This window comes from Bradyrhizobium sp. CCGB01 (assembly GCF_024199795.1).
GTDB lineage: Bacteria > Pseudomonadota > Alphaproteobacteria > Rhizobiales > Xanthobacteraceae > Bradyrhizobium.
This window is the reverse complement of sequence record NZ_JANADK010000001.1, coordinates 6,322,520-6,338,567: the sequence shown is the minus strand read 5'-3', so window position 1 is coordinate 6,338,567 and position 16,048 is coordinate 6,322,520. Positions and strand designations below refer to the sequence as shown.

26 protein-coding genes are annotated in these 16,048 nt (G+C 64.1%); 14 read left to right on the top strand and 12 right to left on the bottom strand.

Annotation, left to right across the window (positions count from 1 at the left end):
• Positions 1-4: 4 nt before the first annotated feature.
• A complete protein-coding gene (locus NLM25_RS29670; protein WP_254139345.1) occupies positions 5-859 on the top strand; it encodes a hypothetical protein in 855 nt (284 codons plus the stop codon).
• Between the two features lie 12 nt (positions 860-871).
• On the opposite strand, the gene NLM25_RS29665 is transcribed toward NLM25_RS29670, so the two are convergent.
• The gene (locus tag NLM25_RS29665; RefSeq protein ID WP_254141288.1) at positions 872-1,477 is read right to left on the bottom strand and encodes a hypothetical protein; all 606 of its coding nucleotides are present in this window, start codon (positions 1,475-1,477) and stop codon (positions 872-874) included.
• A 159-nt stretch (positions 1,478-1,636) separates the two neighbouring features.
• On the opposite strand from NLM25_RS29665, the gene NLM25_RS29660 reads away from it, so the two are divergent.
• Complete coding sequence (locus tag NLM25_RS29660; protein WP_254121202.1) at positions 1,637-2,209, top strand: SET domain-containing protein; 573 nt, start codon at positions 1,637-1,639, stop codon at positions 2,207-2,209.
• Between the two features lie 159 nt (positions 2,210-2,368).
• Here NLM25_RS29660 and NLM25_RS29655 read toward each other — a convergent pair whose 3' ends face one another.
• Positions 2,369-2,767, bottom strand: coding sequence for a hypothetical protein (locus tag NLM25_RS29655; protein ID WP_254139344.1), 399 nt, complete (start codon positions 2,765-2,767; stop codon positions 2,369-2,371).
• 36 nt (positions 2,768-2,803) lie between these two features.
• Positions 2,804-3,034: a hypothetical protein gene (locus NLM25_RS29650; RefSeq protein WP_254121198.1), complete on the bottom strand. Its 231-nt coding sequence runs from the start codon at positions 3,032-3,034 to the stop codon at positions 2,804-2,806.
• Between the two features lie 101 nt (positions 3,035-3,135).
• On the opposite strand from NLM25_RS29650, the gene NLM25_RS29645 reads away from it, so the two are divergent.
• Both NLM25_RS29645 and NLM25_RS29640 read left to right on the top strand, forming a co-directional pair.
• On the top strand, positions 3,136-3,957 hold the full coding sequence (locus tag NLM25_RS29645) for a helix-turn-helix domain-containing protein (protein ID WP_254139343.1): 822 nt from the start codon (positions 3,136-3,138) through the stop codon (positions 3,955-3,957).
• Positions 3,958-3,998: 41 nt separating this feature from the next.
• Positions 3,999-4,823 (top strand): helix-turn-helix domain-containing protein, encoded by an 825-nt coding sequence (locus NLM25_RS29640; RefSeq protein ID WP_254139342.1) that lies wholly within the window; start codon positions 3,999-4,001, stop codon positions 4,821-4,823.
• Here NLM25_RS29640 and NLM25_RS29635 read toward each other — a convergent pair.
• Complete coding sequence (locus NLM25_RS29635) at positions 4,811-5,611, bottom strand: thioesterase family protein (protein ID WP_254139341.1); 801 nt, start codon at positions 5,609-5,611, stop codon at positions 4,811-4,813. The two genes, NLM25_RS29640 and NLM25_RS29635, sit on opposite strands and share 13 nt — an antisense overlap.
• Positions 5,612-5,778: 167 nt before the next feature.
• On the opposite strand from NLM25_RS29635, the gene NLM25_RS29630 reads away from it, so the two are divergent.
• Entirely contained in the window at positions 5,779-6,444 is a 666-nt protein-coding gene (locus NLM25_RS29630; protein WP_254139340.1) for a DsbA family oxidoreductase, read from the top strand.
• Between the two features lie 9 nt (positions 6,445-6,453).
• Here NLM25_RS29630 and NLM25_RS29625 read toward each other — a convergent pair whose 3' ends face one another.
• A complete protein-coding gene (locus NLM25_RS29625) occupies positions 6,454-7,623 on the bottom strand; it encodes a GNAT family N-acetyltransferase (RefSeq protein WP_254139339.1) in 1,170 nt (389 codons plus the stop codon).
• A 179-nt stretch (positions 7,624-7,802) separates the two neighbouring features.
• On the opposite strand from NLM25_RS29625, the gene NLM25_RS29620 reads away from it, so the two are divergent.
• The gene (locus NLM25_RS29620) at positions 7,803-8,231 is read left to right on the top strand and encodes a YeeE/YedE family protein (RefSeq protein ID WP_254139338.1); all 429 of its coding nucleotides are present in this window, start codon (positions 7,803-7,805) and stop codon (positions 8,229-8,231) included.
• Positions 8,232-8,236: 5 nt separating this feature from the next.
• Positions 8,237-8,704, top strand: a complete 468-nt coding sequence (locus NLM25_RS29615) for a DUF6691 family protein (RefSeq protein WP_254139337.1) — start codon at positions 8,237-8,239, stop codon at positions 8,702-8,704.
• 58 nt (positions 8,705-8,762) lie between these two features.
• Here NLM25_RS29615 and NLM25_RS29610 read toward each other — a convergent pair whose 3' ends face one another.
• Positions 8,763-9,086 carry a hypothetical protein gene (locus NLM25_RS29610; protein WP_254121187.1) on the bottom strand — a complete coding sequence of 108 codons (324 nt, stop codon included), beginning with the start codon at positions 9,084-9,086 and terminating at the stop codon, positions 8,763-8,765.
• A 112-nt stretch (positions 9,087-9,198) separates the two neighbouring features.
• Positions 9,199-9,603, bottom strand: coding sequence for a hypothetical protein (locus NLM25_RS29605; RefSeq protein WP_254121185.1), 405 nt, complete (start codon positions 9,601-9,603; stop codon positions 9,199-9,201).
• Positions 9,604-9,771: 168 nt separating this feature from the next.
• Between NLM25_RS29605 and NLM25_RS29600 the strand changes: the two genes are divergently transcribed.
• Positions 9,772-10,002: a hypothetical protein gene (locus NLM25_RS29600; RefSeq protein WP_254121183.1), complete on the top strand. Its 231-nt coding sequence runs from the start codon at positions 9,772-9,774 to the stop codon at positions 10,000-10,002.
• 428 nt (positions 10,003-10,430) lie between these two features.
• Here the strand turns inward: NLM25_RS29600 and NLM25_RS29595 are convergent, their stop codons facing one another.
• Positions 10,431-10,673: a PilZ domain-containing protein gene (locus NLM25_RS29595; RefSeq protein ID WP_254139336.1), complete on the bottom strand. Its 243-nt coding sequence runs from the start codon at positions 10,671-10,673 to the stop codon at positions 10,431-10,433.
• 182 nt (positions 10,674-10,855) lie between these two features.
• On the opposite strand from NLM25_RS29595, the gene NLM25_RS29590 reads away from it, so the two are divergent.
• A complete protein-coding gene (locus NLM25_RS29590; RefSeq protein ID WP_254139335.1) occupies positions 10,856-11,149 on the top strand; it encodes an HdeA family protein in 294 nt (97 codons plus the stop codon).
• Positions 11,150-11,268: 119 nt separating this feature from the next.
• Here the strand turns inward: NLM25_RS29590 and NLM25_RS29585 are convergent, their stop codons facing one another.
• On the bottom strand, positions 11,269-11,733 hold the full coding sequence (locus NLM25_RS29585; protein ID WP_254139334.1) for a PaaI family thioesterase: 465 nt from the start codon (positions 11,731-11,733) through the stop codon (positions 11,269-11,271).
• A gap of 363 nt (positions 11,734-12,096) precedes the next feature.
• Between NLM25_RS29585 and NLM25_RS29580 the strand changes: the two genes are divergently transcribed.
• Together NLM25_RS29580 and NLM25_RS29575 are read left to right on the top strand one after the other, a co-directional pair.
• Complete coding sequence (locus NLM25_RS29580) at positions 12,097-12,393, top strand: hypothetical protein (protein ID WP_254121175.1); 297 nt, start codon at positions 12,097-12,099, stop codon at positions 12,391-12,393.
• A 104-nt stretch (positions 12,394-12,497) separates the two neighbouring features.
• The gene (locus NLM25_RS29575; protein ID WP_254121173.1) at positions 12,498-12,752 is read left to right on the top strand and encodes a hypothetical protein; all 255 of its coding nucleotides are present in this window, start codon (positions 12,498-12,500) and stop codon (positions 12,750-12,752) included.
• Positions 12,753-12,761: 9 nt separating this feature from the next.
• Here NLM25_RS29575 and NLM25_RS29570 read toward each other — a convergent pair whose 3' ends face one another.
• Both NLM25_RS29570 and NLM25_RS29565 read right to left on the bottom strand, forming a co-directional pair.
• Positions 12,762-12,995: a DUF6894 family protein gene (locus NLM25_RS29570; protein WP_254139333.1), complete on the bottom strand. Its 234-nt coding sequence runs from the start codon at positions 12,993-12,995 to the stop codon at positions 12,762-12,764.
• An 89-nt stretch (positions 12,996-13,084) separates the two neighbouring features.
• Positions 13,085-13,327 carry a hypothetical protein gene (locus NLM25_RS29565; protein ID WP_254121169.1) on the bottom strand — a complete coding sequence of 81 codons (243 nt, stop codon included), beginning with the start codon at positions 13,325-13,327 and terminating at the stop codon, positions 13,085-13,087.
• 23 nt (positions 13,328-13,350) lie between these two features.
• Between NLM25_RS29565 and NLM25_RS29560 the strand changes: the two genes are divergently transcribed.
• Positions 13,351-13,911, top strand: coding sequence for a hypothetical protein (locus NLM25_RS29560; protein ID WP_254139332.1), 561 nt, complete (start codon positions 13,351-13,353; stop codon positions 13,909-13,911).
• Positions 13,912-14,021: 110 nt separating this feature from the next.
• Complete coding sequence (locus NLM25_RS29555; RefSeq protein WP_254121165.1) at positions 14,022-14,261, top strand: DUF2798 domain-containing protein; 240 nt, start codon at positions 14,022-14,024, stop codon at positions 14,259-14,261.
• 857 nt (positions 14,262-15,118) lie between these two features.
• Here NLM25_RS29555 and NLM25_RS29550 read toward each other — a convergent pair.
• Complete coding sequence (locus NLM25_RS29550) at positions 15,119-15,286, bottom strand: hypothetical protein (RefSeq protein WP_254121163.1); 168 nt, start codon at positions 15,284-15,286, stop codon at positions 15,119-15,121.
• A gap of 248 nt (positions 15,287-15,534) precedes the next feature.
• On the opposite strand from NLM25_RS29550, the gene NLM25_RS29545 reads away from it, so the two are divergent.
• Positions 15,535-15,690 carry a hypothetical protein gene (locus NLM25_RS29545; protein ID WP_254121161.1) on the top strand — a complete coding sequence of 52 codons (156 nt, stop codon included), beginning with the start codon at positions 15,535-15,537 and terminating at the stop codon, positions 15,688-15,690.
• The last annotated feature ends 358 nt before the right edge of the window (positions 15,691-16,048 follow it).

The following is a 16,048-nucleotide window of genomic DNA, read 5'->3' as shown; positions in this document are numbered from 1 at the left end:
TCCCATGTCAGACATTTCTCCTGAAGTCTTAAGCAAGCTCACTGAACTGATTAAGGCCGCCGGAGGCGTCGCAACGCCTCGTGTCGATGGTCCTACATGGCTGGAGCTCCTGAAAGGCTTCACCGAGTTTCTGAATGCGATCGCTTGGCCGGCTGCGGTCGTCCTCTGCGTGTTTCTTTTCCGTCAGCAGGTGACCAAATTTCTTGGTGACGTGGAGACTGTCAAAGTATTTGGAGCTGAAGTTTCGCGAAAAATAGACAAGCAGATCGAGCAATCAGCGAAAGAAGCCCAGGCCAAATCGGAGACGGAGCTGCGTTCCGGACCGTCCAAGGCTGACCTCGAGCGCGCCAAGACGGTCAAGGAATTGGCGGCAAACGCAACCAGCGCCGTAGTCATATCGCAAGCTGAATCTCTATCCGCAGAGTATGAGCGCGTGCGTGCGTCGATGCCGTCCGGAGGTGACCGGACACGTGCCATGGAGGTCGTCGTTTCAAAGATGCGCACGATTGGGCAGGCCTTTTTTCCATTTCGTCACGAGTTCGCCGGGTCCGCATCTCCGGGAAGGCGACTCATGGTCATTACAACGCTCCAGGTCTTTTTTGATTTCGAGATGCTTGACTGGCTGGTGCAACGCGTTGGTTCGGAAAAGCCGTTTCTGCAGTACCAAGCCCTGGTCGCCATTCTTCTCGGCATACAGGGGAAAAATGCGAAAGCTTATGTTCCGAGTCTGGAAGCTGCGGTCAGTGAATTGGGCCGGTTCAAAGCTAGCTTTGGCAGCGACACAAGTCGGACGGGTACGCTTGAGGACATCGAGAGCCTCTTGGGCGAGCTCAAGCAAGCCACCCAAAAGAGAGGCTAGTTGAGCCCAAGCCTAACGCATCGTCGCCAGCTCGACGGCGCGGCCGCGCGTGCCGATGACCTTCACCTCGTCCTTGCCGCAAGTGAAGCCGCGGGCGAACTCGTCCGCGGCCTTGCGGGCCAGCTCATTGGCGGCGGGGTTGGCGATGGCATCGACATAGGCGACGTGGCAGACCGGGCCCGGCGGCAGCCGGGTGACGACCAGCATGGCCTTGGTGTTCGGCCGTCCCTGCTTGTCGGGATCGCTGCCATCGGCGATGTGCCAGCGCTGGATGATCGCGAACGGTTTCGTACCCGCCGTCCGCCACTCGACGGTGGTTTCGGACGAGTTGAACGGGGCGAACCAGACTTTTGCCGCCGGTTCCTCCGCTGCAACCTTGCGATTGCGGCCGACCGAGACGACCTCGCGCAGATCGTCCTCGGCGATCAGCACCACGAGACCGTCCTTGCCCGGGCAGACCCGCGTGGTGCTGCCGTCGAGCTCGCTGGGCTTGCCGATCTGGCGGCAATCCCTTGGCGCTGTGGAGGAGTAGGTGCTGCCCATGGATTGGGCGGCGGCGCTGTTCAGGCCGATGCAAGCCATCAAGACAGCCAGGCCGATACTGGTCATCCGGTTCATCATGAGGCCTTTGGTGCGGGAACTCTCTCCGTCAGACGTCTTCATTGTGGGCAAGGTTCAAACAGAGGCGGGATATACCTGACAGCGGCGCGGAATCGTTCTAGAAGGGCGCCTTCCGTCGGCGCTTACCGCGCTCCGTTCGCGACATCTCATTCGATCATGCCAGCCATCGCTTCCAGCAAATCTTACCGTGTCGGCCGTTCCAAGACCGGACTTGGCCTCTTCGCCACCAAGCCGATCAAGAAGGGGACCCGGATCATCCGTTATTACGGGCCGATCCTGGACTCGCGGATTCCCGAGCAGGATGACATCGAGAACAAGTACCTGTTCGAGCTCAACGGCCGCTGGACCATCGACGGCTCGGTCCGCAAGAACCTCGCGCGCTACATCAACCATTCCTGCCGCCCGAACGCCGAGTCCGACGTCCGGCCGCGCGAGCGCAAGGTCTTCATCCGCGCCATCAAGAACATCGAGCCGGGCGACGAGATCAACTACGATTACGGCACCGACTACTTCAAAGCCTATCTGAAGCCGATCGGCTGCAAATGCGCCTCCTGCGAGACCAAGCGCAAGAAGCTGCGCGCCGAGGCCCGCGCCGAACGCACCAAGGTGAAGGCGCGCACGGAGGGCAAGGCGGAGAAGGCGGGCGCCAAGAGCCCGAACAAGGCCGCCAAAAAGAAGAAGCTCAACGGTCATGCCGTTGGCAAGAAGAACGGCCGCGCGCGGGCGTAGCCCGAAACTGGAGCCTTTGGCTCAACTGTCGTGCCCCGGCTCGACCGGGGCCTCCAGTGCGTCGCGGCTTATCCGCATATGACGACCGTCTCCGGAATACGCGGTCGCCCGGTCAAGCCGGGCGACGACTGGCAGCGGTGATGCGGTCGACCTGATGCCTCAGGCCGTCACCACACACCCGCTCTTCCGCAATCCCACATATTGCAGCTCCGCGAACACGCCGGTCGCGATCGCCTGCGCGACGACCATGAGCTCGCCGGCAAGGTTCGGCGACACCGCGCCGGAGAACAGCAGCGCAATGCTGCCGACCGTCCAGGCCGCGTTGCCGACCACGACCAGCAGCACCAGCGGCCTCGCTACGGAGGCGCGCGAGGCAAGCCAGCCGACCAGCGCGGTGTAGGCGATCAGGAACAGGCCGGTCTCACGCAGCAGCGCTTCCGGCAGGTTGAACAGCGACGCGAACGCGCTTGCGCCGAAGGTGAAGCCTGTCGCGGCGATGCCGCTGAAGATGGCGTCGGCGAGAAGCGCGCGGCGGAGGAAGGTGGATGCGTCGATCATCGTGGTCTCCATGGCTGGGTTGGGCTTGGGGTGAATTCAGTGCCGTCCGCGCCACCAGGCGCGGAGCAGGCGGGCGATGCGGAACGGGCAGAGGCTCTTGCCGACGCTGTGCTCGAAGGCCGTGACCTGCGCGACGACATAGTCGCCGGTCGAATGCACCAGCGGCTCGGGCATGTTGAGGCTGCGCGCCAGCATCCGGGTCGCGAGCGTCGCGGCCCAGGGAACAAGGCGGTCGGCGATGGTCTGGTAGAGCAGCAGCGCGATCATGGTCATCTCCTGTTGCGACCGAAGATGCGCCGTGGCGGGGACCAATTCGATTACCTCGCGGGTAATGGAAGGTCTGAAATCTGCATGCTAGGTTTTCGACCATGAACGCACATGCATCCACGGCCCACACTGAGCGAAGCCAGCCGGTCCATATCGGCGACCATTTGCGCGAATGGCGGCAGCGCCGTCGCATGAGCCAGCTTGATCTGGCGGGCGAAGCCGAGATCTCGGCGCGGCACTTAAGCTTCGTCGAGACCGGCCGCGCCGCGCCGTCGCGCGACATGGTGCTCAGGCTCGCCGAACGTCTCGACGTACCCCTGCGCGAACGCAACGTGCTGCTGGTCGCTGCCGGCTACGCGCCGGCCTTTCCACAGCGCCCGCTGGAGGATCCCGCCTTGAAATCAGCCCGCCAGGCGATCGACCTCGTCCTCAAAGCACATGAGCCCAATCCTGCGCTGGCCTATGACCGGCACTGGAATCTGGTCTCCGCCAACCGCATGGTGGCGCCGCTGCTCGACGGCATCCCGCAGCGGCTGCTCGGCCAGCCCTTCAACGTGCTGCGGCTCGCCTTTCACCCCGAAGCGCTGGCGCCGCGCACGGTCAATCTGGCGGAATGGTGCGGGCATCTTCTGGAGCGGCTGCACCGGCAATGCGAGGTGACGGCCGATCCCGAGTTGATCAAGCTCTATAACGACCTCAAGAGCTATCCAATTCCGGCGCGCGCGGCGCCGCTGTCGAGCGACAATGTCGCGATCCCCTTCAAGCTGCGGCTCGGCGGGGAGATACTGAGTTTCTTCTCCACCACCATGGTGTTCGGCACGCCCGTGGATATCACGTTGTCGGAGCTGGCGCTGGAGACGTTCTTTCCGGCGGACGAGCGCACCGCGGAGCGGCTGAAACAGATGGCGGCCGGATTGCCATAGCGGGCGTTTACAGGCAGAAGCGGGGCCCGCATAATCTGCCGATGGACACACGCTCGTCCCGGACATTGCGGCCGGCCAATCCCGTCGGCGATCTCCTGCGCGCCTGGCGCATGCGCCGTGCGTTGAGCCAGGCGGAGCTGGCGTTCGAGGCCGGCATCTCGATCAAGCATCTGAGCTATGTCGAGACCGGCAAGGCGGCAGCAAGCCGCGACATCCTGCTGCAACTCGCATCCGCCCTCGATTTGTCGCTGCGTGACCGCAACGCGCTGCTCGAGGCCGGCGGATTCGCACGGCAATATGGCGAGCGCGACCTGGCCGCGCCGGAGCTTGCCGATGCGCGCCGCGCCATCGACCTTCTGCTCCGGAGGCACGAGCCGTTCCCCGCGATCGTCACTGATCGGCGCTGGAATGTGATGCAGGCCAACGGTGCCGCCTCGCGCCTGATGACCATGCTGCTCGGCTCCGAACGCATGCAGCGGCCGCTCAATCACATGCGCATGTTTCTCGCGCCGAACGAGCTCAAGCCGTTCGTCGAGAACTGGCCGGCCGTTGCGGCTGCGCTCCTGGCGCGAGCGCGGCATGAGGCGATGGCGGCGCCGCTCGATGAGGCGCTGCAGTCAACTTGGCGCGAATTGATGCGGCTGCCGGAGCTTCCGGCGCCCGAGATCGAGGACAGCGCCGTGCCGGGGCCGCTCTGCGAGGTGCGGCTGCGCAAGGGCGATGTCGGCATCGGCCTGATCGGTGCGGTTCTGACGCTCGGCACGCCGCAGGACGTCACGCTTCAGGAGCTTCGCGTCGAGATGTTCATGCCGGCCGATGCCGCATCCGAGGCGACCCTGATCGCGCTTGCGGCTCAGGACGCCTGAGCCTGCACGGCGTCGCGCCGCTCGAAGCTCATCGCCTGCATCACTTCCGCAAACGGACCGTTGCGATCGCTCAGCGTCGCCGTCGTGAGGCCCGCGCCATTGGCCCCGACGCGCGTGGCGGCGCGGATCAATATCCATTCGCCCTCCGGCGGACGGAAGAAATAGAGGCTGATCTCCGGATTGATGAAAGTCCAGCTGCGCATGTCGACGATCTGTGCGACGCCGCTGGCGAAGTCGGCGGCCTGCACGGCCTGGAGCAGCGGCGTGTTCGGCTCGCCCTCGACCAGCGGCGCATCGAGCCGCATCCAGGCGGCGGCCGGACCGGGCTTCTCCAGCGCGCCCTCGATCAGCCGTACCGAGACGTTCTGGAAATAGCGGCTCCATTTCTGTGCGAAGGCCGGCGGCGCGGTGCCGGCCTCGGGTGCCTTGTCGATCGCCGCAGGCCTCGCGAAGGGATCGACGGGGGACTCTCCACCCTGTGCCGTCAGGAGCGCCGTGCAACGGCCGATCTCGGTTTCGCCGTCCATCAACCGCACCTGCGCAGTCTTGGCCTTGCGGCCGTCGCGCAACAATTCGGCGATGGTCCTGAACGCGCGCAGTCCCGCCGGCCGCCAGAGGTCGAAGGTCAGACGCCGCACCGCAAAGCCGGATTCGACGGCGAGGCGCTCGATGTCACGGGTCATCAGGGCGGTGGTGGCACTTCCCTGTAACATGTCCGGCGACCACGGGCCGCCGGCATGCTCCGTGGCCCGGAACTGATGGCCTTCCGGCTTGAAAATGGCGGTCATCGCGGTCTCCCTCGGGCTTGATCCTCGCCGCGAGTATCGGAGCGGGTGGGAGCAGTCACAATAACCGCAGAGGTGAAGTCCTGAGCCATGCAGGGCCGACGCCTTGCGCCGCCTCTGGTTCGGCTTATCTTGGCACGGACCCGCACCGCCCGAAGGAGGCGCCTGATATGAGCACGCTGAAACCGCTCCAGATCGATGTCGTCTCCGACGTGGTGTGTCCCTGGTGCTATATCGGCAAGCACCGGATCGAGAGCGCGCTGGCGCTCGTGCCCGACGTTCCCGTCAAGCTCAATTTCCGTCCCTTCTTCCTCAATCCGTGGGTGCCGCGCGAGGGCATCAGCCGCGAGGACTATCTCACCACCAAATTCGGCTCGGTCGAGGCCTATAAGGGCATTGCCGGCCGCGTCGTCGCGGCTGCGAGCGAGGAGGGCCTCGTCTACAAGCCCGAGCTGGTCGCGCGTCAGCCCAACACGACCGACTGTCATCGTCTGATCCTCTGGGCCGAGACGATCGGCAAGGCGCCCGAGATGAAGCAGCGCCTGATGGAGTTGTACTTCCGCGACGGCGGCGACCTCACCGACGTGAATGTGCTGGTGCAGGCGGCCGCCGATGTCGGCCTCGATGCCGGCGACGTGCGCAAGCGCCTTGCCACCGACGAGGACGTCGCGCGCGTTTCGGCCGACGCGCAGGAAGCCGCCGAGAAGGGTATCTCCGGCGTGCCGACCTACGTGTTTGCGCAGAAATACGCCGTCTCCGGCGCGCAGGATCCGGAGATGCTTGCGCGTGCCATCCGCCAGGTCTCGGCAGAGATCAACGCGCAGGCGGCGGAGTAGCTAGCTGTCCTATTTACGAAGCAGGCGAACTGCGCGGCGTGCCGCCGCGTAGGTGATGCCGTGCGCCGCGAGCGCGCCGTGAATGAGCGCCACGACCGGATCGTTCCGCCGCAGCGGGATCAGCACGTCGCCGATGGCGAAGCGTCCACGCCAGATCGGGTTGATCATGGGATGGTCGGCGCTCGCCGTGGAATCCGCGCTGGCGATGGCGGGATCGGCGCAGTGATGGCGGGTGAGGTCGAGCGTGAGCTGCACGCCCGGCGAATATCTTGCAAAGCGTTCGTCGATACCGAGCTTGAAGAAGAAGGCGCGATCCTGGTGGCGTAGCACGATGCCGGCTGCCACCGGCGTCGTGCCGGCGCGCAGTGTGATGACCTCGCACTGCGCGGTCTCTGCCAGCGCGGGGACCGCGCGGCGAATGAAGGCCGCATCGCCCGCATGCTGGATCAGCGCGGTGCCGCGCTTGCCTTTCCAGCCGCTGGCTTCGAGTTGCAGGAATGTTTCGAGGGCTGGCCCAATCTCGTCAGGCCTGCGCGCGATTTCGAAGGCGATGGGCCCATGCTCTTCGAGGCGATGGCGCTGGCGGCGAAGCTCCTTGAGCTTTTTGGCGCCGAGCGCCTCGTGCAACAGCGTTTCACCATCCTGCGTCGCGTCGAGGCTGGCGCGGATGTAGGAGGAGAGGACACGCGGCTTCAGGCCGTCGCGACTGAGAACCTCGCCGAGCGAATTCATTGCCGCACCGTCGAGCGCGACGTCGTTCAGCACGAGCGCATGCGCGCCGGCCTGCCGCGCCTGCTGCAACAGACGCGTGGCTGCCTCGACCGGCGTGGCGCGGTCAATTAGGGGGCTGCACAGCGTGCCATAGGGATGCGCGCTCACCAGTGCGGGCAGGGGGATCTTCCAGGCGCGCCAGAGCGAGATCACCGGCATCAGTCCGATCAGTCGCGACGACGAACCGTCGAATGCGGCAAGGGCCGAGGCATCGGTGCGGCCCCGCGCGGTGGCGCTCACGGCGAGTTCCCAGCCCGGCAGGTAATAGCCATTCGGCTCGATCGCCTGCTGCGCGAGCGCGCGCCATTGGCCGGCTTCGATCGCCGTGAGCGGGACGAGCGCGCGCGCTGCCGCGGCACCCCTTGCCGATGCCGGATTGATCGCTGCCTGATGCGCGATATCGACCACGTCCCGTCGTCCCCGTTCGCGCGGGCTACGCCCGTGTTACGTGGTCATGCTTAGCGCAAAGATTGGAAAATACCGTTGGGACGCCGCTTCAATTCGAATGGTAATATTAACGTCTCGTTGAGCATTCGGGCGGCAAGCCGCAGGATGCCTGACGGAAGCTCTCGACCTGGAGGATCACAATGATCGCCACACCTTTCACGCCGATGGCGTCGCTCCTTGGTGGCGCGCTGATCGGTCTGGCCGCCGTGCTCCTGATGTGGGCGACGGGACGGATCGCCGGTGTCAGCGGCATCGCGGCGCGGCTGTTTCCGCCTTACGAGGATCGCGAGTTCGCCGGCCGGCTTGCTTTCGTCGCCGGCCTCGTCGCCGCGCCCATCCTGGTGCGCATCGCCGGCGGAAGCTTGCCGGCGCAGACCATCGCGGCAGGAACGCCGGTGCTGATCGTCGCCGGGTTGCTCACGGGCTTCGGTGCGGTGTGGGGCAGCGGCTGCACATCCGGCCATGGCGTCTGCGGCCTGTCGCGGCTGTCGCTGCGATCGCTGGTCGCGACCATCACCTTCATGGCGGCGGGCATCGCCACTGTCTTTGTGATGCGGCACTGGAGCTGACGCCAATGGCAATCATCATTCAATTCGCGATCGGCCTCGTCTTCGGTATCGGGCTCATCGTCTCCGGCATGTCCAATCCTGCAAAGGTGCTGAACTTCCTGGACATCGGCGGCATTCCCGCCGGAACGTGGGATGCGAGCCTTGCTTTCGTGATGGCAGGTGCGGTCGCGGTAACCTTCATCGGCTTCAGCCGCGTATTGAAACAGGCGCGACCGTTTTTCGCCGACCGCTTCTATGTTCCGACGCGAACGGACATCGATCCGAGAATTATCGCCGGTCCTGCCATCTTCGGCATCGGATGGGGGCTCGCAGGCTTTTGTCCAGGCCCTGCGCTCACCGCGCTTGGATCCGGCTCGGCATCCGCTTTCATCTTCGTCGCCGCGATGTGTGCCGGCATGGTGCTCGCGCGCTTCATCGCGAACCTGCCGTCTTCTGCGCGTGTCGCCACGCCGGCCGATCCGCTCGAAACATGACATGGACAGGACCGGGCGAGTTATCTCGTCCGGTCCTGTCCTATTACAATTTCATTGACTACCAGCGGTCCACACCGACGCCAACGCTGACGCCGGGCGCGCGAATGCCGACGCCGCCGCGCGGACCATCGTCCCAGTCGCGATAGGTGCGGCGCTCGTAGTAGCGGTCGCGCGGCATGGTCGCATAGGAGTCGCGCACGATCACGCGCGAGCCGCCACGGGTGCGATAGCAATTGCCGGCATCGTCGCAAACGAGCCGCACTTCCTGAATGAGATCGGGGCTGGTGTATTCGCTGGTCGTGTAGATGTCCGCGGCTTTCGCGCCACTCGCCGCAGCGAGGGCGCCGACGCCAGCCAGCAGTGCGATCGTGAATGTCCTCATCGTGTCCTCCTCCAAAACTGCCCTTGGCGGTAACAAGAAGGGGAGGCAGCGATCGTTCCGGTCGAATTACAGGTTTTTCCCGGAACCTTTGCGCGTCTCGATGTAATTGTTCCTAGATCGGCTCGTAGCTTTCCGATCCGCAGATGTCGTCCGCTTCCGCGCGGCGGCGATCGACCACCTTTCCACCTGATATCGTCACGATGTAGATCTGGGTGCCGAGCGCGGAGCCGGTCGCGGAGGTGAGCTGCGCGCGGACGCAGGCCGTCCAGCCCGGTCCCCGCACCTCGCGATGGGGTGGGGCGACGTTCACCTCGCGCGGATAGGACGTGTTGAGGAAGACCACGTTGATCTGCTCGCGTACCACGCGCTTGACGTCAGGGGGCGCTTCGGGTGGCGGCTGCTCGGCCTCCTTCAGGCGCATGAATTCGGGCACCGGCGCGCGGCTATCGGCAAAGCCGCAAGAACCGAGCGCGAGGGCGCCGGCTATCAGCGCCGCATGAGCAATAATCCGCAACATCCGTGGAAGTCCCCTGCGGGCCAACAGATAGGCAGGAATGCGACCGGGCAAAGTCCCGGCCGATCAAGATTTGCTGAAGCCGGGTTTAACTGAGGGCCCGAAACTCGCGGCATTGGCTATTGCGGGATTGCAGGCTAGTTTGTGCCCCGGATGAGGGGGATTGCGCCAATGAGGATATTGGTCATAGCGGCCGCAGTGCTCGCACTGACGGCTGCGTCGGTGCAGGCGCAGGGCCGCGGCAGGGGCCAGCCGAATGAGGCCGGCCAGAAGTCGGACAACAAGCCCAAGGTCGACGAGAAGGCCTATAAGGCCGCGCTCGAGCGCATTCCCGAGCCGAAGGAGAAGTACGACCCGTGGAGCGGGGCCCGTCCGGCCGAGCCTGCCAAGAAGCCGAAATAGGTGAGGCGGGCGTTGGCGGCCCGCCTGTTCCATTCGGCCGCCGTCATCCTGCTCCTGTTGTTTTCGCTGCGGCCTGCGCCGCTCTGCTTGCGAGAGGCAGTTCGCGGAGGCCCGTAGCAAGGGGGCGTTCGCGCCGCCCTCGACGCAAGGCACGCCGGAGTTTCCGTTTACCGGCGGCCACTCAGAGGCGGGCACCTCGATCATCGACAGCGTCGTTGCGTTTCGCCCGGCACGGGTGAAGGGCCGTCGCTGTGGTCGCGCGCCATCGATCGCCCGGGCGGACGATTTTGCGTGTCCGTCGTCAGCAATGGCGTTCGCGATCATCGCGCTGATGATCACGAGCCTGCGCTGGCATCGTCGACGTCGTATAGAGCAAGCATGATGATGCGTTGTGTATGCGATGCGAACAGTAGTTCACATCGCGCGCGCTATCGTTCGAAAGCGAGGCCGATGCGCCTGTCATTGCGCCAAACGGTGCGGCAATTCCGTACGAAATTGTCGCGCGCGATCGAGAGTGTGAATGATTGCGGCAATGTGACGGGGGAATCGAGGTCGATCGCCGCGCCGCCTTCCGACATGTTTCGCACCGTGCACGCGATTCCACTGTTTTCAAAGGTGATCGTTCCACCCTTGAAAACGCGGTAACGCTGGGCTGTACGTTTCTCGATCATCCGCATTAATCCATAACGACGATTGTAAAGTAGTGCATAGAAATTACGTTGAACTAAACTCAATACTGGCGCTACTTGCACAGCGCTTCAGACTTCGTTTACGACGTTGAAGCGGTGAGTCACTCCGCCGACTTGTCCCACAATCCTTTCTTTTATGGCGTTTCGCGCCGATGGAGATTCCGATGAAGACCACGCTTTCGCTTCTGTTCGCCGCAGCGCTCTCGCTGTCATCGATGTCCGCCCACGCCGTCAAGTGGGACCTCTCGACCATGAGCTGCAAGCAGTTCCTCGAGAGCGGCGAAGACAACATCGCGGTCGTGCTGACCTGGATGGACGGCTGGTACAAGGGCGACGAAGACAACGCGATCATCGACACCGACGTTTTCATCGAGAATGCGAAGAAGTTCGGTGCCTATTGCGGAAAGAATCCGACCGTCAGCGTCGTCACCGCGGCTGACGAGATCCTCGGCAAGTAATTCTTGAAGTGTGCCGACTGAGGCGCGATCGCAATCGCGCCTCGGTCGCTCGCTGCGATACGATCGTCAACGGGAGCCGCGTTGCGCATTGCGCTGACGCGGCTCCCGTGTTTTTTAGATCACCCCGGCAACATTGCGAACGCACTCGACACCATCGCCACCGGCTTGTTGTCGGTGGCCGAGAGCAGCGTGACACGGCCGAAGCTCATGGTGCGTCCGAGCCGCACCACGCGGGCGTCGGCGAGCACGTCCGACGAGGAGACCGCGCGCATGAAGTGCGTGGTCTGGTCGACCGTCGTCATCGGACGATAGCCGCGGTTGGCGGCGAGGTTCGCGATCACCATCGCGGTGTCGGCGAGTGCCATCAGCGCCTGGCCGCACACCACGCCGCCGTTGCGGCACAACCGCTCCGAGAACGGCATGCGCAAGAGCGCCGCCGGCTGCCAGTCCGGCGCGTCCGGCGGCGGCAGGTGCTCGATGCGCTCGACCGAGAGGTTGAGATCCTGGATCCAGGGCGCGAAGACCTCGCCGAGTATGCGTCTGGCGTCAGTGATGCCGAACTCGGCTTCTGGCTGCGATGGCATTGCTGTCGTGTCCTCCAATGTTGCCGGATGTTTCGGCCATTCTGCGCGCATCGGCGCGGCAAAGTCACCCGGTCTTCCGCCGGCTCCGTCGGCTTGAAAATGCCTGACTTGGCCCGATATGATACCGGGCTTGGGAGCGGGTGGACGATGTTGCGTCAGTATGTCCTCGTGTTTTGGCTGGTAGCGCTCGGTCTCGCGCTGAACGGGTGCACCAGATGCGGCCCGATCTGGGACGACTGGCTGCATGCGCCGAAATCGTGCCGATCGGACCGGCTCTAGCGCGCCATTCGGCCCTGAGGGGCCGTTGACAGGGATGACAAGGCGCGGTTGATCCGCACCTGTATGGAAATCAAGGAGTCGATGATGAAGCTTTTCCGTATGGCGGCGGTGCTGCTGGCCGTGCTGGCGGGACCGGCCTACGCGCAAATGCCCAATCTCAATCTGCTGCAGGACGGCCCGAGCAAGACCCCCGAGGAGAAGGCCGCGGAAGCCGAGCGTGACAAGGCCTACAAGGAAACGCTGAAGAAGATTCCGGACTCCAAGGGCTCCAACGATCCCTGGGGCGGCATGCGTTCCGATCCGCCGAAGCAGGCGGCCGCGCCGAAGGCCTCGGCCGCAACCAGCGCGCCCAAGAAGAAGTCCGGCACGACCGCCAATTGACCCTTCCGCCGGATCGGAGGCGGCTGACGCCCCCGGCCGGGACTCCTCTTCGGCCGGCCTGCTTCCTACATCTTCGGAAGCGTATTGCGTTGAGGAGGAACGGCATGGCCGATCGTCCGCGGGATCTCGCCGAGCGGATGGCACGCCGGCGCAAGATGGGCGGCAAGCCGGGCGAGGGCAGCGGCGACGGCTATCTGCGCGAGACGTTCACGCTGCCGCGCGCGGCGGCGCGGGCGAGGGCGGAGGCCTTCTTCGCCCGCTACCCGAAGGCCGGCTATATGAGCGCGGTCGAGACCTGGCGCGAGCTGCCGGGCGGCGACATCGAGTTCACCATGCGGCGGCTGCCCAGCGCCGACTAGACCTCAAGCCTATTCGAAGGTTTCCGCGACGATGCGGATCCGGAACACAGGCTCCTTGGCCTCGTCCAGCAGCTCGAGATGCCATTCGGAATTTTCGTTGAGCTTGCGGGCGATGCCGGCGGCCATGTCGGCGCAGACGCTGGTCATCTGCTTCCAGGCCGCATCGCGATCGGTGAATTCCGTCGCCTGGTCCGCGCAGCCGGAATAGCGGCCGTTCCGAATTTGAAAGAAGTAGAGCGGCATGGCTCGCACCGGTCACATCATGGTCCCGCCTCCCGGGCCATGGCGCGCGCAGTCCAGTCCCAAACCAGGGGCAGATCAATTCCGGGCCGCTACGGACGAGACCTCGCGGGGCGCGTGGCCGCGGAACCCGCTTCAGGCGGTTTCTTCATGCGGTCTTGCTCCATCGCCTTCAGCTCCCGATCGATGCGCAGCTGCACGCGCCGGATCGCCAGCAGATCGATCTTCGTCTCGGTCTTGCCGGTCCTGGTCTCGTCACCGATGCGGAACTGCCACTGCCAGATGCCGGGAAGCGCCGTCTTGGCAATGGTGAACTCAACGCCCCTGTGATTCATGGTCACCTCCACGATTCACCCCCATGTCCCCTGAACATGCTGGGCGTCACGATATTCCCGCGACAAGCGAAATTTGCCTGCATGGCGATTCATCCCCAGTCCGCCGCGCCACCGTCCGCGCCGAGGAACTCTGTTCATGGTGGGAGAACCACGGACGGCCGCAGGCGAGCGCGGTCCGGGTTCCACCTGTGGCTGATGGAACCCGGGCTGCACGCCGCGGCCATTCGAAGCGAACAGGAGTGTTTGACTCTTTTCCACTTTTGCGTGTCATGCATCTATGCTCTGCTGCCGTCGATGGTTGGTTCGAGCGTAATGTCGCGGAAGAGGAAGGCGTGAGCTGGCTCAGACATCTTGTGCTGCGCTGGGGTGCACGGAATTTCTCGCTGACCTGCCCCCATTGCCGGCATCCCGCGTCCTCACCGACGTTCAAGCGCGCGCGCTTCATGCTCGGTGACGATACGCTTTGTTGCGAAGAGTGCGGCGAGACCAGCGTCGTCACGTTCTGGCGTTTCGAAGGACTATCGTGCGGGTCCGATTGCACTGAAGCGATGCGGCGCGCGCCGCTCTCCGATTCGCGGCACTGATTCTTTCTACGCGGGCGCTGCGATCCGGCGCTGTGTCTCGAAGCCCGCGCCATGCGCGCTGCGGCATGTGCCTTGCTTGGCCCCATGACGGCAAACAACATGGGCGCGTCATGCTCGGCATTCCCCGCCGCTACTCTCATTTCGTCTTCGGTGTCATCCAGTCCGGCCTGACCTCGCTGATCGCGGCGGGAATCGCCAGCTTTCCCGCACGGACCGCGACGGTCTTCCTCGCGCACTGGATGGCGTCGTGGCTGATCGCATGGGCCGCGATGCTGCCGATCGTGCTGTTGGCCGCGCCCGCGATCCGCGCCTTCTCGCTGCGGCTGACGCGGGAGGAGAGGGCTCCGTGAAGCGGCGGGCAAGCATGAAAAAACCCGCTTGGGGAGAGCCAAGCGGGTGAAAGGTTATTGGAGGCTGAGGTGCTGGGCTGCAACACCATAGCGAGACGACCCTAGCCGGTTGAGCTTACGACAGCCTGACAGGGCCCGGCGGCTTCCAGGGGCCGCGCGCGTCCGTGCCTGCAAACAGAAAACCCCGCTCTGGGTGGAGCGGGGTCCTCGACTGTATGGAGGCCCGGTGTTGGTCCACCGGACACAGCCAGACTAGGAGACCAGGCTTACGGGTGCCTGACGGCGGCACCGGAATCCGCCAAGGCCGCACACTGGCCCCGCACCGGTCCCAATTCGGCCATCTGATCGCACCACTGGAGCCACACCCCTCGGCGAGATTTCGTCGTCTGGTGACGCCATGGGGGAAACGTGGCGCGCCGGCAGCGGGGTGGCATCATGGATAACGTAGAGCGGTCATTCGCCGCCGCGACGGCGGCTGGCTTCGTCGTGCTGGTGATCGGCCTCGTGCTGCTCGCGGTGCTGTAGGGCGGTCCGGCGAGCGTGCCGAGAGGCGCTCCGATCCTGGGTGGCCGCCCAGGACGCCGACGCGCTCATCTAAAAAATGGAAAACAACCCCATGCACAGTAGGGTGCTGGGAAATTTCATTGCGCAATCAATGGCTTATTTGAGGTGTTTAGATGCCTCAATCGCCCGAAACTGTCTCCGAGGCGACCCGACTGGCTTCCCCGGGTCCTCGACATGAACAGAAGGCCGCTCCTGGCGGCCACCCTTTGCGACGCGCAGTCCCGACCGGCCGGTGCGGGCGGCTTCTGCCCATCGCCGGCGCAGCGTCTGGTCAGATCCAAAGCCGGTCAGGCTTAGTGGACCTTGATCTCGCCGAGGGGAAGGCGGAGTTCGGCGGCGCGCTCTTCGCGGTCCTTCTTGCGAAACTCGTTCTCCTTCCGCTCGAACTTCACCATCTCCTCCTGCGCCGCCTCGAGGAGGTGATTGCGCCTGACGGCTTCGTTGTGCGTGTCTTCCGTCATGATCCAGATCCCCGTCGTTGCGATCCCATCCGGGAGAAAGCCGGACACCGCAGAAAGGTTCGGTGCCGCAGGATTGCGGAATTATGACGGCGCTCAGCCAATGCGTCTTTGATGCGCGTCATCTTCAGTCGAAGGCTGACCCGTGGCGGCGATTGAATGCTTGCGAAACCATTTTGGCCGGCTCGCCTGGATGAGAAGCATTGCCCCAAAATACACGTTTAAGTAAGCTTGAACGGTGAGAGGCGCACATGACCGAGCAGAAGGAAGTCGAACACAGCTGCCCCGAATGTGACGGGACGGGTCAGGACACCGGCATGAAACCCATTCGCCTTGGTGAAAAGATCGAGTTTCGTCCCTGCACGAAATGCGGTGGATCGGGCAAAATCAAAAAGGCCGCCAGCTAAGGCGGCCTTTCTTTGAATCGCTTCACTGCTAGTGGCAGGGCTTGCCCCGCATCTGGGCGTACCTGCTGTGGCAGCCGTCGTGCAATTGAGACCTCTTCGTAATCTTTGCGCCGGCTTTCAGTGTGCCCGATGACGTCGCGGCATTCGAGATCTGGGCGTGCGCTGACATCGATCCGGCGAAGACGGACAGCGCGAGAGCGATCCTGATAATTGACTTCATGATGCCTCCTGAGGTTGTTCGAACAGTACGTTATGTAGCGCTACAAAAATTAGCGTTACATATTGTAGCGTTAAAATTCAAGGTCTCCTTCGGAAGCGGAAGAAGACCCGGCGCCCTCTCGGTGGAGGCTGGAAGATT

What these genes read in the sequence shown, in the direction of transcription:
- NLM25_RS29635 (WP_254139341.1), bottom strand. Translation starts at nt 5,611, where the DNA reads ATGACCGCCATTTTCAAGCCGGAAGGCCATCAGTTCCGGGCCACGGAG.
- NLM25_RS29560 (WP_254139332.1), top strand. Translation starts at nt 13,351, where the DNA reads ATGTCCCCTGAACATGCTGGGCGTCACGATATTCCCGCGACAAGCGAA.
- NLM25_RS29550 (WP_254121163.1), bottom strand. Translation starts at nt 15,286, where the DNA reads ATGACGGAAGACACGCACAACGAAGCCGTCAGGCGCAATCACCTCCTC.
- NLM25_RS29570 (WP_254139333.1), bottom strand. Translation starts at nt 12,995, where the DNA reads ATGCCGCTCTACTTCTTTCAAATTCGGAACGGCCGCTATTCCGGCTGC.
- NLM25_RS29595 (WP_254139336.1), bottom strand. Translation starts at nt 10,673, where the DNA reads ATGATCGAGAAACGTACAGCCCAGCGTTACCGCGTTTTCAAGGGTGGA.
- NLM25_RS29630 (WP_254139340.1), top strand. Translation starts at nt 5,779, where the DNA reads ATGAGCACGCTGAAACCGCTCCAGATCGATGTCGTCTCCGACGTGGTG.
- NLM25_RS29665 (WP_254141288.1), bottom strand. Translation starts at nt 1,477, where the DNA reads ATGAACCGGATGACCAGTATCGGCCTGGCTGTCTTGATGGCTTGCATC.
- NLM25_RS29610 (WP_254121187.1), bottom strand. Translation starts at nt 9,086, where the DNA reads ATGAGGACATTCACGATCGCACTGCTGGCTGGCGTCGGCGCCCTCGCT.
- NLM25_RS29575 (WP_254121173.1), top strand. Translation starts at nt 12,498, where the DNA reads ATGGCCGATCGTCCGCGGGATCTCGCCGAGCGGATGGCACGCCGGCGC.
- NLM25_RS29605 (WP_254121185.1), bottom strand. Translation starts at nt 9,603, where the DNA reads ATGTTGCGGATTATTGCTCATGCGGCGCTGATAGCCGGCGCCCTCGCG.
- NLM25_RS29650 (WP_254121198.1), bottom strand. Translation starts at nt 3,034, where the DNA reads ATGATCGCGCTGCTGCTCTACCAGACCATCGCCGACCGCCTTGTTCCC.
- NLM25_RS29580 (WP_254121175.1), top strand. Translation starts at nt 12,097, where the DNA reads ATGAAGCTTTTCCGTATGGCGGCGGTGCTGCTGGCCGTGCTGGCGGGA.
- NLM25_RS29555 (WP_254121165.1), top strand. Translation starts at nt 14,022, where the DNA reads ATGCTCGGCATTCCCCGCCGCTACTCTCATTTCGTCTTCGGTGTCATC.
- NLM25_RS29600 (WP_254121183.1), top strand. Translation starts at nt 9,772, where the DNA reads ATGAGGATATTGGTCATAGCGGCCGCAGTGCTCGCACTGACGGCTGCG.
- NLM25_RS29660 (WP_254121202.1), top strand. Translation starts at nt 1,637, where the DNA reads ATGCCAGCCATCGCTTCCAGCAAATCTTACCGTGTCGGCCGTTCCAAG.
- NLM25_RS29585 (WP_254139334.1), bottom strand. Translation starts at nt 11,733, where the DNA reads ATGCCATCGCAGCCAGAAGCCGAGTTCGGCATCACTGACGCCAGACGC.
- NLM25_RS29645 (WP_254139343.1), top strand. Translation starts at nt 3,136, where the DNA reads ATGAACGCACATGCATCCACGGCCCACACTGAGCGAAGCCAGCCGGTC.
- NLM25_RS29545 (WP_254121161.1), top strand. Translation starts at nt 15,535, where the DNA reads ATGACCGAGCAGAAGGAAGTCGAACACAGCTGCCCCGAATGTGACGGG.
- NLM25_RS29640 (WP_254139342.1), top strand. Translation starts at nt 3,999, where the DNA reads ATGGACACACGCTCGTCCCGGACATTGCGGCCGGCCAATCCCGTCGGC.
- NLM25_RS29590 (WP_254139335.1), top strand. Translation starts at nt 10,856, where the DNA reads ATGAAGACCACGCTTTCGCTTCTGTTCGCCGCAGCGCTCTCGCTGTCA.
- NLM25_RS29620 (WP_254139338.1), top strand. Translation starts at nt 7,803, where the DNA reads ATGATCGCCACACCTTTCACGCCGATGGCGTCGCTCCTTGGTGGCGCG.
- NLM25_RS29655 (WP_254139344.1), bottom strand. Translation starts at nt 2,767, where the DNA reads ATGATCGACGCATCCACCTTCCTCCGCCGCGCGCTTCTCGCCGACGCC.
- NLM25_RS29615 (WP_254139337.1), top strand. Translation starts at nt 8,237, where the DNA reads ATGGCAATCATCATTCAATTCGCGATCGGCCTCGTCTTCGGTATCGGG.
- NLM25_RS29670 (WP_254139345.1), top strand. Translation starts at nt 5, where the DNA reads ATGTCAGACATTTCTCCTGAAGTCTTAAGCAAGCTCACTGAACTGATT.
- NLM25_RS29565 (WP_254121169.1), bottom strand. Translation starts at nt 13,327, where the DNA reads ATGAATCACAGGGGCGTTGAGTTCACCATTGCCAAGACGGCGCTTCCC.